At 72.5% G+C, this 15,856-nt stretch carries 13 protein-coding genes and 1 pseudogene; 5 read left to right on the top strand and 9 right to left on the bottom strand.

Going from position 1 to position 15,856, the window contains the following annotated elements:
* Positions 1–24 precede the first annotated feature (24 nt).
* On the top strand, positions 25–837 hold the full coding sequence (locus tag AMYTH_RS0137345; RefSeq protein ID WP_027934504.1) for an amidohydrolase family protein: 813 nt from the start codon (positions 25–27) through the stop codon (positions 835–837).
* A gap of 680 nt (positions 838–1,517) precedes the next feature.
* On the opposite strand, the gene AMYTH_RS0137340 is transcribed toward AMYTH_RS0137345, so the two are convergent.
* From AMYTH_RS0137340 to AMYTH_RS0137305, 8 genes are all read right to left on the bottom strand, one after another.
* A complete protein-coding gene (locus tag AMYTH_RS0137340; RefSeq protein ID WP_027934503.1) occupies positions 1,518–2,582 on the bottom strand; it encodes an FAD-dependent oxidoreductase in 1,065 nt (354 codons plus the stop codon).
* Positions 2,583–3,362: 780 nt separating this feature from the next.
* Entirely contained in the window at positions 3,363–4,040 is a 678-nt protein-coding gene (locus AMYTH_RS0137335; RefSeq protein WP_027934502.1) for an SRPBCC family protein, read from the bottom strand.
* Between the two features lie 267 nt (positions 4,041–4,307).
* Entirely contained in the window at positions 4,308–5,165 is an 858-nt protein-coding gene (locus tag AMYTH_RS0137330) for an FAD binding domain-containing protein (RefSeq protein ID WP_027934501.1), read from the bottom strand.
* A complete protein-coding gene (locus AMYTH_RS0137325; RefSeq protein ID WP_027934500.1) occupies positions 5,162–7,600 on the bottom strand; it encodes a xanthine dehydrogenase family protein molybdopterin-binding subunit in 2,439 nt (812 codons plus the stop codon). The genes AMYTH_RS0137330 and AMYTH_RS0137325 overlap by 4 nt, the downstream gene beginning before the upstream one ends.
* Position 7,601: 1 nt before the next feature.
* Complete coding sequence (locus tag AMYTH_RS0137320; protein WP_027934499.1) at positions 7,602–8,141, bottom strand: (2Fe-2S)-binding protein; 540 nt, start codon at positions 8,139–8,141, stop codon at positions 7,602–7,604.
* 213 nt (positions 8,142–8,354) lie between these two features.
* Complete coding sequence (locus tag AMYTH_RS0137315; RefSeq protein ID WP_017984315.1) at positions 8,355–9,467, bottom strand: XdhC family protein; 1,113 nt, start codon at positions 9,465–9,467, stop codon at positions 8,355–8,357.
* The gene (locus AMYTH_RS0137310) at positions 9,460–10,569 is read right to left on the bottom strand and encodes a vWA domain-containing protein (RefSeq protein ID WP_027934498.1); all 1,110 of its coding nucleotides are present in this window, start codon (positions 10,567–10,569) and stop codon (positions 9,460–9,462) included. The genes AMYTH_RS0137315 and AMYTH_RS0137310 overlap by 8 nt, the downstream gene beginning before the upstream one ends.
* 10 nt (positions 10,570–10,579) lie before the next feature.
* Positions 10,580–12,073: an FAD-dependent monooxygenase gene (locus AMYTH_RS0137305; RefSeq protein WP_027934497.1), complete on the bottom strand. Its 1,494-nt coding sequence runs from the start codon at positions 12,071–12,073 to the stop codon at positions 10,580–10,582.
* Between the two features lie 61 nt (positions 12,074–12,134).
* Here AMYTH_RS0137305 and AMYTH_RS0137300 point away from each other — a divergent pair, with 61 nt between their 5' ends.
* The 3 genes and pseudogenes from AMYTH_RS0137300 to AMYTH_RS51340 all read left to right on the top strand — a co-directional run.
* Positions 12,135–12,788 carry a TetR/AcrR family transcriptional regulator gene (locus AMYTH_RS0137300; RefSeq protein ID WP_027934496.1) on the top strand — a complete coding sequence of 218 codons (654 nt, stop codon included), beginning with the start codon at positions 12,135–12,137 and terminating at the stop codon, positions 12,786–12,788.
* A 115-nt stretch (positions 12,789–12,903) separates the two neighbouring features.
* Complete coding sequence (locus AMYTH_RS0137295; protein WP_027934495.1) at positions 12,904–13,527, top strand: class I SAM-dependent DNA methyltransferase; 624 nt, start codon at positions 12,904–12,906, stop codon at positions 13,525–13,527.
* Positions 13,528–13,841: 314 nt separating this feature from the next.
* A pseudogene (locus AMYTH_RS51340) lies at positions 13,842–14,000 on the top strand (2-isopropylmalate synthase); the annotation flags it as partial.
* 237 nt (positions 14,001–14,237) lie between these two features.
* Here AMYTH_RS51340 and AMYTH_RS0137285 read toward each other — a convergent pair.
* Positions 14,238–15,107 (bottom strand): AAA family ATPase, encoded by an 870-nt coding sequence (locus AMYTH_RS0137285; RefSeq protein WP_027934493.1) that lies wholly within the window; start codon positions 15,105–15,107, stop codon positions 14,238–14,240.
* An 85-nt stretch (positions 15,108–15,192) separates the two neighbouring features.
* Here AMYTH_RS0137285 and AMYTH_RS0137280 point away from each other — a divergent pair, with 85 nt between their 5' ends.
* A complete protein-coding gene (locus AMYTH_RS0137280) occupies positions 15,193–15,576 on the top strand; it encodes a tautomerase family protein (protein ID WP_027934492.1) in 384 nt (127 codons plus the stop codon).
* Positions 15,577–15,856: the final 280 nt, after the last annotated feature.

Here is a 15,856-nt window from a genome sequence, read left to right as displayed (position 1 = left end):
GGCGGGCCACTGGGAGGGTGAGCGATGGCTGACGTGGTCGACGTGTGGATGCAGCAGCCGAATCAGCGGTTCATGGACCAGCCGTGGCTGGAGACGCTGGTGCGGTGGACGAACATGTCCCGCAGGACGCCCCAGCTGAGGGCGACGCTCGACGCGATGGACGAGGCCGGGGTGCGGGTCGGGCTGCTGTCGGCCTGGCACGGGCCGGGTGGCGCGCTGATCACGAACGACGAGGTGGCGGAGCTGGTGGCGGCGCACCCGGACCGGTTCGCGGGGGTCGCAACGGTGGACCTGACGGACCCGGTGCGGGCGGTGCGGGAGGTCAGGAGGTGCGTGCGGAACGGTTTCGTCGGCGTGCGGGTGGTGCCGTGGCTGTGGAACCTGCCACCGAACGACCGCCGCTACTACCCGGTTTACGTGGCCTGCGTGGAGGAGGACGTGCCGTTCTGCACGCAGATCGGCCACACCGGCCCGCGGTGCCCGTCCGAGCCGGGGCGGCCGATCCCGTACCTGGACGAGGTGCTGCTGGACTTCCCGGAGCTGGTCGTGGTGGGCGGCCACGTGGGCTACCCGTGGATGGCGGAGGTCCTGTCCCTGGCGACGAAGTACCCGAACTTCCACGTGGACACGTCGGCCTACGCGGTGCACCGGCTGCCCGCCGAGCTGGTCGAGTTCATGCGCGACCGCGGCCGGACGCGCGTCATGTTCGGCAGCAACTACCCGATGCTCACCCCGGCACAGGCCCTGAAGCAGCTGCCCGCGTTGGAGCTGGGGGTTTCCGCACGGGAGGCTTTTCTGGGTGGCAACGCGCGGAGGGTCTTCGCACTGCCGAACTGACGGCGGCGCGCTTCTCGGCGGCCCGGCGCTTCCGGCGACTGGGTCCTTCCGGCGGCCCGGGCTTTCGGCGGCTGGGCGCTTCCGGCGGCCCGGCGCTTCCGGCGGCAGGGTCCTTTCGGCGGCCCCGCGCTTTCGGCGGCCCGGCGCTTTCGGCGGCTGGGCGCTTTCGGCGGCTGGGCGCTTACGGCGGCTGGACCGGCGCCCTGCGCGGCCTGGGCTTCCGGCGGCAGGGGCCTTCGGCGGCTGGGCGCTTACGGCGACCCGGCGCCCTGCGCGGCCTGGGCTTCCGGTGCCGGACCAGCGGCGCCGCCACCACCCCCGATGCACCCCGCAGCTCCACTCCGCACCGCCACGGCTCGCCCACAGCGCCCCCTCGGCCCCACAGCTCCCCTTGAGCCCCCGGGCGCGTCCAGCTACCCCCATCCCGGCCCCACCCCGAAGCCACCCCTGTGCGCCTACGCCGGTCCCAGAGGCCCGCGGCGCGCCGCCACCCCCTCGGCCCACGGCTTCGCCCCCAACCAACTGCGCCGCCGCCCCCAGGCGCGCTCACCCACCCCATCCCCACTCCGGTGCCCACCCGGAATTAGCCGTATCGCGGCCACCCCCGTGCGCCCACGCCGGTCCTGCGGGCCCGCGCCGTGCGGCCACTACTCCCCCGGTAGTCACCCCAGGCGAGTCGCTCAGCTCGCTGCGGCCACCTCGGGTGCGGCCAGCAGCTGCCGGATCTCGCGGACTGCTGCGCGGCCCGCTCGGTTCGCGCCGATCGTGCTCGCGGACGGGCCGTAGCCGACCAGGTGCAGGCGGGGTTCGGCGGCCGCGCGGGTGCCTTCCATGCGGATGCCGCCGCCGGGTTCGCGCAGGTGCAGTGGCGCGAGGTGGTCCAGCGCGGCGCGGAAACCGGTCGCCCAGAGGATCGCGTCGACGTGCTGCTCGGTGCCGTCCGGCCACACAACGCCTGTCGGCGTCAGGTGGTCGAACATCGGCTTCCGGTCGAGGATCCCGCGGGCCTCGGCTTCGCGCACCTGCGGCGTGCGCATCAGGCCGGTCACGCTCACCACGCTCCCCGGGGGCAGCCCGGCCCGCACGCGGCGCTCGACCTGCGCCACGGCTTCGCGGCCCAGCTCGGGGCTGAATTCGACGTCCTTGAACACCGGCGGGCGCCGGGTGACCCAGGTGGTGCCGCTCGCGAACTCGGCGATCTCGATGAGCAGCTGCACGGCCGACGTGCCGCCCCCGACGACCAGGACGTGCTGCCCGCGGAACTCCTCCGCGCCGCGGTAGTCGGCGGTGTGCAACTGGCGGCCGGTGAACGTCTCCTGGCCGGGGTAGTGCGGCCAGAACGGGCGCGTCCAGGTGCCGGTCGCGTTGATCACGGCGCGGGCGGCCCAGCTGTCGCCACCGGCGCTCTCGACGAGGAGCCGCTCACCCACGTCCCGGACGGCGACCACCTCGACCGGGCGCCGCACCGGCAGCTCGAAGGCGCGCTCGTAGCGCGCGAAGTACTCCGCGACGACTTCCGACGCCTTCCGGTGCTCGTCCTGCTCGTCGAACGCCATGCCAGGCAGGTCGTGGAACTTGTGGACCTTGTCCAGCCGCAACGAGGGCCACCGATGCTGCCACGCCCCGCCCGGCGCGGAATCCCGATCGAGGACGACGAACTCCAGGCCGGACCGCCGGAGGAAGTAGGCGGCCGACAGGCCGGCCTGCCCCGCTCCGATCACCACGACATCGGTTTCGGTACGCACAAGAGGTACAACATCGCCCGCGGCGACCCACTTCCCCGCCGTGGCGCTCGGCACGTCGGGGTGAGGCGGGTCGGTGCGGGCGCGGCGGGCGGAGGCGGCGGCGCGCCGCGGCGCTGGGTGGGACGGCCGGGCGCCTGGCTGAAAGTGCGGGCGCGGCGGTGGGCGGGAGGACCGGCGCGGGGTGGAGGGCGCGGGGCGCACGACCGCACCATGCGGAGTGGGCAGAACTCCGCGGAGCGGCACCCCGGCGCGGAGCGGCGCGATGGCCAGCCCCCGGCGCGGAGCGGCGCGATGGCCAGCCCCCGGCGCGGAGCGGCGCGATGGCCAGCCCCCGGCGCGGGGCGGCGCGACAGGCAGCACCCGGCGCGCAGCGGGGCGACAGGTAACGCCCGGCCCTGAGCGATGGGCAGCGCCCGGCGCGGGGCGGCACGCTGGTCGCGATGCAGCGGGCGCGAGACCGGGTGATGCCACGCTTGGGCAGGCCTGTGCGCGAGCGGCCGCGTGGGCGCACCGTGGGGTGCGCGAACGGGCCGCGTACCAGCACGGTGGGGAGGCGCGCGAGCAGGCCGCCTGCCAGCGCGGTGCGAGTGCGCGCGAGCGGGCCGCGTGTCTCCGCAATGGGGACATGCGCGGGCGGGCCGCGAGCCAGCACGGCAGGGTTGCGCGCCAGCAGGCCGCGTGCCAGCCCGGTGGGGTGCGGCGAACCCGGGGGGCCGCGGCGATGCCCGGTGGTCGGGTGGGGGTGCGCCGAGCAGGTGGGCGCCCGCTCGGCGCTGGGCCTCAGCGGCGGCGGATCAGGCGGACAATGGCCACGATGCCGAGTACCGCGGCGACTCCGGCGAGCACCGGGGCCAGGCGCTTGCCGATGGAGCTGCCCGCGTACTCGAAGAGGTCGATCGCCTCGGCTTCCTGGGGCTGGGGCTTCACCGTCTCCAGCTTGGGCTTCTCCGGGGCCGGTTCGGTGGTCACCCCGGACTCGGCCGGCTTCTCCTCGGCGGGGGCCGCTGGGGTCTCCGCCGCGCCGAGGCGGTCGGCCAGGTTCGTCGCGAACTGGTCCAGGATCTTGCCGCCGACCTCCGAGATCATGCCCCGGCCGAACTGGGCCGGGCGCCCGGTCACGTTCAGGTCCGTCGCCACGGAACCCTTCGTCCCGCCGTTCTCCTCGGACAGCGTGACCGTGACGGTCGCCGCCGCGGTGCCTGCTCCTCGCGAGTCCTTGCCGGAGGCCTTGATCACGATCTTGCGGGCCTGCTCGTCGGTCTCCAGGAACTCGCCGGAGCCCTTGTACAGCAGGGAGATCGGCCCCAGCTTCACCTTGACCGTGCCGGTGAACGTCTCGCCCTCGACCTTCGTCAGGGTCGCACCCGGCATGCAGGGGGCAACGCGTTCCGGGTCGGTGACCGCCTTCCACACCTCGGCGGGCGGGGCCGGAACGGTGAATTCATGGTCGAGCCGCACGGGCCGACCTCCCTTCTCCAGAAAGCTTCAAGTCCCTCGCAGTCACCTTAGTGCCGGAAACGGCATGTGCGTGACTTCGCGGGACCCGGATCGGCGCGCCCCGCATGGGGGAACGGTGGTCGGATGATCACGTTGCTGCGTTCGGAGCCCGGGGCCCACGGGCGGGAGCACCACGCCGGCACGGCCAGCGCTCACCGATGAGAGCACTGCGCTCGCCCGGCCGGTGCCCGCGGCCGCCCACGTGCTGGGCGGCCGCGGGGGCCGGGGCTACACCGCGGCCAGGGCTGCCGAGACCGCGCGGCCCGTCAGCACCTTGGCCAGCTCCTGCCGGTACTCCACGTCCGCGTTGCCGTCCGCCGTGGGGCTGGTGCCCTCGGCGGCGTGGGCGGCCGCGGCGCGGATCGTGTCGTCGGACGCGGACTGGCCCACCAGGGCCTGCTCGACCGCGGTGGCCCGCACCGGCACCGACGCCATGTTCGTCAGCGCCACACGGGCCTCGGCGATCGTGTCGCCGTCGGTGCGGACCGTGGCCGCCACCGCGACCATCGACCACGCCTGGGCGACCCGGTTGAACTTCTCGTAGTGCGCCTTCCACCCGGTGTGCTTCGGCACGCGGATCTCGACCAGGATCTCGCCCGGCTCGAGCGCCGTGGTGAAGAAGTCCTGGAAGAACTCCGCCGCAGGCACCGTCCGCCTGCCGCTGCTGCTCGCGATCACCATCTCGGCGTCCAACGCCAGCGCGGGGGCCAGCAGGTCGCCTGCCGGGTCCGCGTGCGCGATCGAACCGCCGAACGTGCCGCGGTGCCGCACCTGCGGGTCGGCCACCGTGTCGGTCGCCTTGGCCAGCAGTGCGGCGTGCTCGGCGACCAGCTGGTCGCGCTGCACGTCGTAGTGCGTGGTCATGGCGCCGATGACGATCGCGTCGCCGTCGTCGCGGACACCCCGCAGCTCGGTGATCTTGCCGAGGTCGATGAGCGTCGTGGGCGCGGCAAGCCGCATCCGCAGCACCGGCAGGAGGCTCTGCCCGCCGGCCAGCACCTTGGCGTCCTCACCGGCCGCGGCCAGTGCCTGCACCGCCTCGTCCACAGTGGACGGCGCGACGTAGTCGAAGGCAGCGGGGATCACTGCGCACCTCCCGAAGCGTCGATGGAACCCAGTCCGCCGCCGGCCTCCGCACCGACGCCGCCGGCATCGGTGCGGCCGCGGTGGATCGCCGACCACACCCGCATGGGCGAGCACGGCATCTCGATGTCGTTGACCCCGAACTGCCGCACGGCGTCCACGACCGCGTTGACCACCGCGGGGGTGGAGGCGATCGTGCCCGCCTCGCCGACGCCCTTGACGCCCAGCGGGTTCGACGTCGCCGCCGTCTCGGTGCGGTCGGTGACGAACGACGGCAGGTCGGCGGCCGAGGGCAGCAGGTAGTCGGCGAACGTGCCGGTGGTCAGCGTGCCGCTCTCGTCGAACACCGCCTCCTCGTACAGGGCCTGCGCGATGCCCTGGGCGAGACCGCCGTGCACCTGCCCCTCCACGATCAGGGGGTTGACCACCTTGCCCACGTCGTCCACGCACACGTACGAGCGCAACCGCACCCGGCCGGTCTCGGTGTCCACCTCGGCGGCGCACAGGTGCGTGCCGTGCGGGAACGAGAAGTTCTCCGGGTCGAACACGGCCTCGGAGTCCAGCGTGGGCTCCATGCCCTCGGGCAGGTTGTGCGCGGCGAACGTCGCGAACGCGACGTCCTGGATCGTCGTCGACGTGTCGGTGCCGCGGACGGTGAACTTGCCGCCCTCGAACTCCAGGTCGTCCGGCGAGCACTCCAGCAGGTGCGCGGCGATCGTGCGGGCCTTGTCGACGACCTTCTCGGCGGCCTTGACCACCGCGATGCCGCCGACGGCCAGCGACCGCGACCCGTAGGTGTCCATGCCCTTGTGCGAGGACTGCGTGTCGCCGTGGATGACCTCGATGTCCTCGAACGCGACGCCGAGCCGGTCGGCCACGATCTGGCTCCACGCCGTCTCGTGCCCCTGCCCGTGGGCGGAGGCGCCCGTGACGACCTCGACCTTGCCGGTGGGCAGCACGCGGATCGCCGCGTGCTCCCAGCCGCCCGCCCCGTAGTCCAGCGACCCGAGCACCCGCGACGGCGCCAGCCCGCACATCTCGGTGAACGTCGAGATGCCGATGCCCAGCTGCACCGGATCCTTGCGCTCGCGGCGTTCCTGCTGCTCCCGGCGCAGGCCCTCGTAGTCGAACAGCTCCTTGGCGCGCTCGGTGGCGGCCTCGTAGTTGCCCGAGTCGTAGGTCAGCCCGCAGACCGTGGTGAACGGGAACTCCTCGTGCTTGATCCAGTTCTTCTCGCGCAGCTCCAGCGGGTCCATGCCCAGCTCGGCGGCCAGCTCGTCCATCATCCGCTCGATCGCGAACGTGGCCTCCGGCCGCCCGGCGCCGCGGTAGGCGTCGGTGAGCGTGGTGTTGGTGAACACGTTCGTGCAGGCGAAGTGGTAGGCCGGGATCTTGTAGATCGCGTTGAACATGAACGCGCCCAGGATCGGCACGCCGGGCCCGACGAGCCCGTTGTAGGCGCCCATGTCGGCGAGCAGTTCGACCTTGAGGCCCGTGATCGTGCCGTCGCGGTTCGCGCTGATCGAGATGTCCTGGATCTGGTCGCGGCCGTGGTGCGCGGTCTGCATGCACTCCGAGCGGGTCTCGGTCCACTTGACCGGCTTGCCGAGCTTCTGCGCGATGAGGACCGCCATGGTCTCCTCGGGCAGCACGGCGATCTTGCCGCCGAACCCGCCGCCGACGTCCGGCGCGATGACACGCAGCTTGTGCTCGGGAATGCCGAGCGTCAGCGCCGTCATCGTCTTGAGGATGTGCGGCACCTGGGTGGCCGACCACATGGTGATCTGGGTGCCGGTCGGGTCGACCACGACCGAGCGCGGCTCCATGAACGCGGGCACCAGGCGCTGCTGGCGGAACCGCCGCTTGAGCACGACCTCGCCGCCGGCCAGGGCTTCCTCGACGTTGCCGCCGGTGCCCGCCTCGGCCGAGTCGAAGACCCATGTCGCCTGCTTGTTGGTGCCCAGCTCGTCGTGCACCAGCGGCGCGTCGTCGGCGATCGCGTTCTCCAGGCCGAGGACCACCGGCAGTTCCTCGTAGTCCACGTCGATGGCCTCGAGCGCGTCGGCGGCCTCGGCCTTGCTGCGGGCCACGACCACCGCGACGCCCTCACCGGCGAAGTTGACCTGGTCGGCGGCCAGCACGGGCCGCCGCGGCTGCTTCATGTCCGGCGTGATCGGCCACGCGCACGGCATGCCGATCGCGTTGTCCGGGTCGAGGTCGCGGGCCGTGTAGACGGCGACGACGCCCGGCATGTCCCGTGCCGCGGCCGTGTCGATGGAACTTATCCGGGCATGGGCGAACGGGCTGCGCAGGATCGCCACGTGCAGCATCCCGGGCAGCGTGATGTTGTCGGTCCAGCGGGTGCGGCCGGTGATGAGCCGCGCGTCCTCCTTGCGGGTGCGCGCCTTGCCGACCTCGGGTTCGATCGTCGACGTCATGTCACTCGCCCCCGCCCGCGAACGCGCTGGGCGCGCGGGAGACGTCACCGGAGACGCGCTCGGCCTCCGGCCCCGCGCCCGGGCTCATCCGCTGCGCCGCGTCCCGCACGGCGCGAACGATGTTCTGGTAACCGGTGCAGCGGCACAGGTTGCCCTCGAGCCCCTCGCGGACGGCGTGCTCGTCCGGGTTCGGGTTGTCGGCGAGCAGGTCGATCGACTGCATGATCATGCCCGGCGTGCAGAACCCGCACTGCAGGGCGTGGTTGTCGTGGAACGCTTCCTGCACGGGGTGGAGCTTGCCGTCGCGGGCCAGGCCCTCGATGGTCGTCACCTCGGCACCGTCGGCCTGCACGGCGAGTACCGAGCAGGACTTCACGCTCTGGCCGTTGAGGTGCACGGTGCAGGCACCGCAGTTGCTGGTGTCGCACCCGATGACGGTGCCGACTTTCCCGAGCGTCTCCCTCAGGTAGTGAACGAGCAACGTGCGGGGTTCGACCTCGTCGGTGTAACTGGTTCCGTCCACGTTGACGGTGATTCGCATGAGGCCTCCAGTGGTGGGAGCTGGGTGATCGGCTTCACAAGCGAGCGTGCTACTTCCGTGCCGTTCGGACAAGTCCTGGTTGGGTGACACTTCACCCCGGCTCCCGCAGCTGCACGGAAAAACCCGGCTCCACCACCGCAACCGCGGAATCGGCTCGTACGAAGTGACCAGTCGCAGGCCTGCGAAAGGGCCAGTCGTAGCCGCACGACAGGGTCAGCCGTGGATGCGCCCGGACAACTCGGTGAGCCGCTTCCCGCCACCGCCCCACCGCAGCGCGATGATCTCCGCGGCGATCGACACCGCGGTCTCCTCCGGTGTGCGGGCGCCGAGGTCGAGCCCGATCGGAGAGGCCAATCGCGACAGTTCCGCCTCTGTCAATCCCGCCTCCCGCAAGCGGGCGAGGCGGTCGTCGTGCGTGCGCCGCGACCCCATCGCCCCGATGTAGCCGACGTCCAGCCGCAACGCGACCTCCAGCAGCGGCACGTCGAACTTCGGGTCATGGGTGAGCACCGCGATCACGGTCCGCCGGTCGATGCGGCCCGCCTCCGCCTCGGCCTTGAGGTAGCGGTGCGGCCAGTCCACGACGACGTCGTCGGCGTCCGGGAACCGCGACGCGGTGGCGAAAACCGGACGCGCATCGCACACCGTGACCTGGTAACCGAGGTAGGAGCCCATGCGCGCCATCGCGGCCGCGAAGTCGATCGCGCCGAACACCAGCATCCGCGGCTGCGGTTCGAAGGAGTTGACGAACACCGCCATGCCCTCGCCGCGCCGCTCGCCCTCAAGGCCGTAGTGCAGCGTTCCGGTGCGCCCGTTGGCGAGCAGGCCGCGCGCGTCGTCGGCAACCGCGTCGTCGATCCGGTCGGTGCCGAGCGTCCCCGCGGTCCGGTCCGGCCACACGACCATGTGCCGACCGCGCCGCTCCGGGTCCTCGTGCTCGATCACGGTGACCACGGCGACCGGCTCCCCGCGGTGCACCGAGTCGACGACGTCGCCCAGCTCGGGCAGGGTCTCCCTGTCGATCCGCTCGACGTAGATGTCGATGATCCCGCCGCAGGTCAGGCCCACCGCGAACGCGTCGTCGTCGCTGACGCCGTAGCGCTGCAGCACCGGCTCGCGGTCGGCGACGACCTGTTGCGCCAGCTCGTACACCGCGCCCTCGACGCAGCCGCCGGACACGCTGCCGACCGCCGTCCCGTCCTCGGTGACCAGCATCGCGGCGCCCGGCGCACGGGGCGCCGAGGAGAAGGTCGCCACGACCGTGCCGACGCCGACGGCTTCGCCCTCGCGCCAGCGCTTGTACAACTCGTCGAGCACATCATGCATCGCGGATCTCCAGCAGCAGTCGTTCCAGGGTGGCCAGGCTGTGGCCGGCCAGCAAGCGGTCGACGTGCGGGAGCGCGGCCGCGATGCCGGACTGCACCGGAGCGTAGCCTTCGCGTCCCGCGTGCGGGTTCACCCAGAACACCGCGTGCGCCAGGCGGCGCATCCGGGCCATCTGCTCGCCGAGGAGACTGGGGTCGCCGCGCTCCCAGCCGTCGGAGAACACCGTGACGACGGCACGGCGCGCGAGGCCGCGCTGCCCCCACCGATCCAGGAAGATCCGCAGCGTCTCGCCGAGCCGGGTGCCGCCGGCGAAGTCGGGCACCGCGGTGCCTGCGGCGAGCATCGCGCGTTCCGGGTCGCGCTGCCGCAGCTGCCGGGACACCCTGGTCAGCCGGGTGCCGAGGGTGAACACCTCGACGGCGGCAGGCGCACGGCGCACCACGACGTGCGCGAACCGCAGCAGCGAGTCGGCGTACGGGCTCATCGACCCGGACACGTCGAGCAGCAGCACCACCCGGCGCGGGCGGGTCGACCGGTTCCGGTGCGCGAGCCGGACCGGTTCGCCGCCGCCGGCCAGCATCGCGCGCAGCGTCCGGCCCGGGTCGAGCGAGCCGCGGCGCGCCGGCCTGCTGCGCAGGGACTTCCGCATCGGCGGTTGCGGCCGCAGCACCGCCATCAGCTCCCGCAGGTGCTCGCGTTCGGCCTTGCTCAGCTCCGCGAGATCCCGTTCGCGCAGCACTTCGGCGTCGGTCGCCGCGACCCGCAGCTGCTCGTCGTCCGCCCCGGCCTCGCCCTCGCCCGCCGGCTGCGACACCAGTGCGGCGATGCGGGACCGCTGCTCGCGGCGGACGGTGGCCGGCCGCGGTTCCGGTGGCGCGGCGGCGAACCACTGCGCGAACGCGTCGTCGTAGCGGATCAGGTCGTCCGGGTCCGAGCACAGCGTCAGCCTGCCCGCCCAGTACAGCTGGTCCGCCTCGCCGACGTCGAGCCGCTCGACGGCGTCGAGGTAGGCCTGCACCCGCTGCGGCCCGCAGGCGACGCCGGCTTCGCGCAGCGCGGTGGCGAAGCCGACGAATCCGGCCAGGGGGTCCTGGGTGCTCACCTGTTCATTGTTACGCGAAAATCCGATGTGAGGGGGTCCGCGTGCCGAACCAGGTCGCGAACGCCTTCTCCAGACCGGCCGTGCCGCCGTCCCCGGCCGCCCACGCGACGTGACCGTCGGGCCTGATCAGAGCCTTGAGACCAGGCCGCCCGACGACTTCGCCCGGCGCCACGCGGACCCGCTCGTCGTCGATCCGCGCGCCGATCAGCACGGCCCGGCCGTCGCGGCAGTGGTCGGCGAGACGGCTGCCGTCGGTGAACTCGAAGTCCGGTGCGCTCTTGCCCGCCAGCTCGTGATCGCTGTCGACCGGGTACCGGTGCAGCACCCCGGACAGCTTCTTCGCCAGGTACGTCGCCCCGTCGCCGGTGGTGAGCAGGTCAGTGAGCACCGAGCGCAGGGCCTTGGCGTGCCGATCGGGCCGCATCGCCGCGATCTGCGCGCGCGTCCACTCCAGCACCCACTCGCCGATCGGGTGCCGTTCCACCAGGTAGGTGTCGAGCAGCCCGTCCGGCGCGTCGCCGCGGACGGTCGCGGCGAGTTTCCAGCCGAGGTTGACCGCGTCGCCGATGCCGAGGTTGAGGCCCTGCCCGCCGAACGGCGAGTGGACGTGCGCCGCGTCGCCGGCGAGCAGCACCCGGCCCTTGCGGTAGGTGGTGGCCTGGCGGGCGTTGTCGGTGAACCGCGTGGCGCTGCGGATCGACCTGACCGTGACGTCCACTCCGGACACGCGCCGGATGCTGTCCTGCAGCTCGGCGACCGTGACCGGCGAGGTGCGGTCCGCGGGCGGGCCGTCGAACTCGACGGTCAGGATCCGCCCCGGCAGCGGGCCGTGCACGTAGACGCCGGTGCCGGTGCGGCGCCAGCCCAGCCCGAGCGCCTCGGTGCCGTCCAGGTCGGCCAGCGCCTGACGCCCGGTGATCTCCGGATCGGTGCCGGGGAAATCGAACCCGGCCAGCTTGCGCACCAGGCTGCGGCCACCGTCGCAGCCGACGAGCCAGCCCGCGCGGACCCGCTCGCCGCCGACGAAGACCGTCACACCGTCGTCGTCCGCCTCGAATCCGGTGACCTCGGCGCCCCGGCGCACGACCGCCCCCAGGCCGGTCGCGTGCTCCTCCAGCACCTTCTCCACCGTCTGCTGGCCCACCAGCTGCAGGTTGGCGGCCGGGCCCGCGTCCCGGAACGCGGGATCGGCGAAGTCGACCAGGTCGAGGCCGACCATGATCCCGGCGAAGTGCCCGGCGATCGGCGGCGGCGCCGACTTCGCCCGCGACAGCATCGCTTTCACCTGCGCCATGCCCTGCCGCGTCTCGTGCTCGAGCCGCTCCAGCAGGCCGCGCCGGTAGAGCGCCTCACCCGTCGCGAGGTTGATCGAGCCCGCCTTGAGGGTCGGATCGATCTCGGTCCGCCGCTCCACGACCAGCACGTCGAGCCCGCCGAGCCGCAACTCGCCCGCCAGCATCAGGCCGGTCGGTCCGCCCCCGGAGATCACCACGTCGAAGTCCATGCACCCATCGTGCCACAAACTTTTACCGGGTCAATGTTTTTGTTCGGTATAGGATTCCGGCGTGGGACTGCGCGAAGAGAAGAAGCAGGCCACGCGACGGCACATCTCCGACGTCGCGACCGGCCTGTTCGCCGTCAAAGGCTTCGACAACGTGACCGTCGCCGAGGTCGCGGAGGCCGCCGGCGTCTCCAAAATGACCGTGTTCAACTACTTCCCACGCAAGGAGGACCTGTTCCTCGACCGGCACGCCGACCGGCTCCGCGAACTGGAGCGGGTCGTCCGGGAGCGGCCCGCCGGACAGGACGTGGTGACGGCGCTGCGGCGGTACCACCACGAACTGGTGCGGCAACGCCATCCGCTGTCCGGGACGCGGCCGGGGACGGCGGGCTTCCTGTCGATCCTGCGCGCCAGTCCCGCGCTGGTCACGCGCACCTACGAGCAGTCCCGCGAGATCGCCGCGATGCTGGCGGACGTGCTGACCGAGGAGACCGGCGACCCGGTGGAAGCGCGGCTGACGGCGAACCTGCTGACCGCCGCGATCGACTCGATCTACGAGCGGGCGACCAGCCGCCTGCTGGACGGCGACGACCCCGACGACGTGCACCGGGACCAGCCCGCGGTGATCGACCGGGCCTTCGACCTGCTGCAGCACGGCCTCGACGGGGCGAAGCCGCCGCGATCACGTCGCGGGAGCGCAGCGGGATCAGCCGGGTGATGAGCCCACCCTCGTCGCGGAAACCGTTGCGGGACAAGAATTTCTCCCGCACCGGCGAGTCGGGCCACACCGGCCACCCCGCCCTCGATACGGTCGCCGCGTGACCCATCTCGACATGACCCGCGCCGCCTACGACACCGTGGCGGTCGACTACGCGAAACTCCTCGAAGGCCTCCTGGAGCAGACTCCGGAGGACCTGGCGATGTTGCGGCTCTTCGCCGACTACGTGCGCCGGGACGGCGGGCAGGTGGCGGACATCGGGTGCGGCACGGGGCGGGTTACGACGTACCTGGATTCACTGGGGGTTCCGGTGTTCGGCATCGACCTGTCGCCTGGCATGCTGGCGGAGGCGCGGCGGCGCTACCCGCACCTGCGGTTCGAGGTCGGCTCCATGTCCGACCTGGCATTGGAGGACGCCAGCCTGGGCGGGATCCTCGCGTTCTACTCGATCATCCACACGCCGCCGGAGCTGCTGCCGGAGGTGTTCGCGGAGTTCGCGCGGGTCCTCGCGCCGGGCGGGCACCTGATGGTGGCGTTCCAGGTCGGCGACGAGCGCAAGCGCCTCGAACAGGCTTACGGGCACACGGTTTCCTACGACGCGTACCGCCTGCCGCCGGACCGCATCACGGAACTGCTGGCGGACGCCGGGCTCCCGGTGACCGCGCGGCTGATCCGCGAGCCCGCGTTCGAGTACGAGACGACTCCGCAGGCGTACCTGCTCGCGCACCGCCCGCGCTGAGGGCCTCCTTCATCGACACCAGGGTGGGCCCGGCTCACCACCAGCCCTGGCCGCGTCCCCGGCCGTGATGACGTCCAGGACGTTCTGCTGCGCATCGTGGTCGGGGCCGCCGGGCCGAAGCCGCAGCATGTCGATCATCGCTTGTCGGACGCCCGGCTCACGCAGGCGCCGGTGTGGGGCGCGGTCGACCTGCGGGACGGCAACCAGGCTCTCGCCGAGCGACTACGACTTGGTCCGCCTCATCGCGGAAACCGGCCTGGCGCCGGAGGACGTCACGGTCGTGGTGTTCGCCCCGGCGCGGCGCGACCTCATCGAGCGTGATCCTGTCGATGCACCCGCACGGCGACCGCGGCACCGGGATCGCCTGCGCGGAGCTGACCCTCCTCGCCGGGGCGCGGCGCGTCGAAGGCTGCATCTTCGGCAACGGCGAGCGCACCGGGAACGTCGACATCGCCACGCTCGCGCTGAACCTGCGAACTCCCAGTCCGGCAAGGGCGGTATCGCGCACCTGCTGAGCACCGGTTACGGCGTCGAACTCCCGCGGCGGCTGCAGATCGACTTCGCCCGGCACGTCCAGCGGCACACCGACCGGACCGGTGGGGAGGTGACAGCGAAGGAACTGTGGGAGCTGCTGCAGGAGATGTACCTGGACGCGCCCGACGGCGTCCGGCGAGATGCCGACGTTCGTGGAACGCCCTCGCCCGGGTCGGCTATGCCAGCACCGTGTCGAGTTTGGCCCGGACGCGGTCGAGGTCCTCGGAGTACTTGAGCACCGCGCCGAGGGTCCGGGCTGCGATCTCCGCGTCGAGTTCGGTGCGGTTGAGCGCCAGCAGCGCCTGCGCCCAGTCCAGCGACTCGGCGATGCCCGGCGGTTTCAGCAGCTCCAGCTCACGCAGCCGGCGGACGGCCGCGGCCACCTGCGTCGCGAGCCGTTCGCCGACCCCGGGCAGCCTACGGCGCAGGATGGCGACCTCGCGGGCCAGGTCGGGGTGCTCCAGCCAGTGGTAGAGGCAGCGTCGCTTCAGCGCGTCGTGCACCTCGCGGGTCCGGTTGGAGGTCAGCAGCACCAGCGGCGGCTGCACGGCGCGGATCTCGCCGAACTCCGGGATCGTCACGGCGTTCTCGTCGAGCAGTTGCAGCAGGAACGCCTCGAACTCGTCGTCGGCGCGGTCGATCTCGTCGACCAGCAGCACACACGGCGACTCCTTCAGCGCCCGCAGCAACGGCCGGGCCAGCAGGAACCGCTCGGTGAACAGCGACTGCTCCGCGGCTTCGACGTCCAGGTGCTCGCGGCCGGCTTCCAGCGCGCGCAGGTGCAGCAGCTGGCGCGGGAAGTCCCATTCGTACAGCGCCTGCGCCGCGTCGATGCCCTCGTGGCACTGCAACCGCACCAGCGGCAGGCCGAGCGCTTCCGACAGCGACACGGCCAGCGAGGTCTTCCCCGTGCCGGGTTCGCCTTCGCAGAACAGCGGGCGCTGCATGCGCAACGCCAGGAACGCGGCGGTGGCGACGCCCTCGTCGGCGAGGTAGCCGACCCGGTCCAGCTCCGTCGCCAGCTCTTCGGGTGAGTTGACCTTCACCCCTCCACCCTAAGGGGTTCGCCCGTCGTTGACAGCCACTCCGCCCGCAATTATCTTTGCTTGCAAATCTACTTTGGGAGTTGAGATGCCTCATCTGACCGTGCACGTCCTGGAGAGCGACCTGGCCGGACGTGAGACCGAGCTGATCGAAGGCCTGACCGAGGCGATCGTCGCCGTGTACGGCGAGTGGGCGCGGGAGATCGCGGTCGTGCGGCTGGTCGGGGTGCCGTCGAACCGGTGGGGCATCGGGGGCAAGCCGGCGTCCGCGCCCGCGCCGTCGGTGATCTTCGGCATCCGGGAAGCGGCGTTCGAGCGCCCGGACGCGGACGCCATCGTGGCCCGGCTGGTGGCCGGGGTGACCGACGCGATCGTGGCGGTGTTCGGGGAGCGCGTGCGAGCCGGGCTGACTGTGGAGCTGGTGGGGACACCGGCTGGGCGGACGGGTGTCGGCGGGGTGGTCGCCGCCTAGCGGGGCGGGTCCGGGGCCGGCATCCGGCGAAGTGCACCTGCGGCATGGCGCCGCTCAGCGGGGCAGGTCCGCCGGGGGTCCTCATGCAACCAAGGGGGACCGTCGAACTCGGCGGCACACCCGCCGGGCCGGCCAGCCTCCACGGAGTCGACGCCGCCTAGCGGACCGGGTCCGCTGAGGTATCCGCCTCCGGCCAAGGGCGGCCACCGGACTCCACGGGACACCCGGCGGGCGGCCTGGTATCGGCGGGGGGTCGCCGCCTAGTGGGCAGGTCCGAGGT

It is taken from the genome of Amycolatopsis thermoflava N1165, assembly GCF_000473265.1.
In the GTDB taxonomy this organism is placed as follows: domain Bacteria; phylum Actinomycetota; class Actinomycetes; order Mycobacteriales; family Pseudonocardiaceae; genus Amycolatopsis_E; species Amycolatopsis_E thermoflava.
The sequence above is the reverse complement of the archived record's forward strand: the minus strand, read 5'-3'. Positions and strand labels throughout refer to the sequence as shown.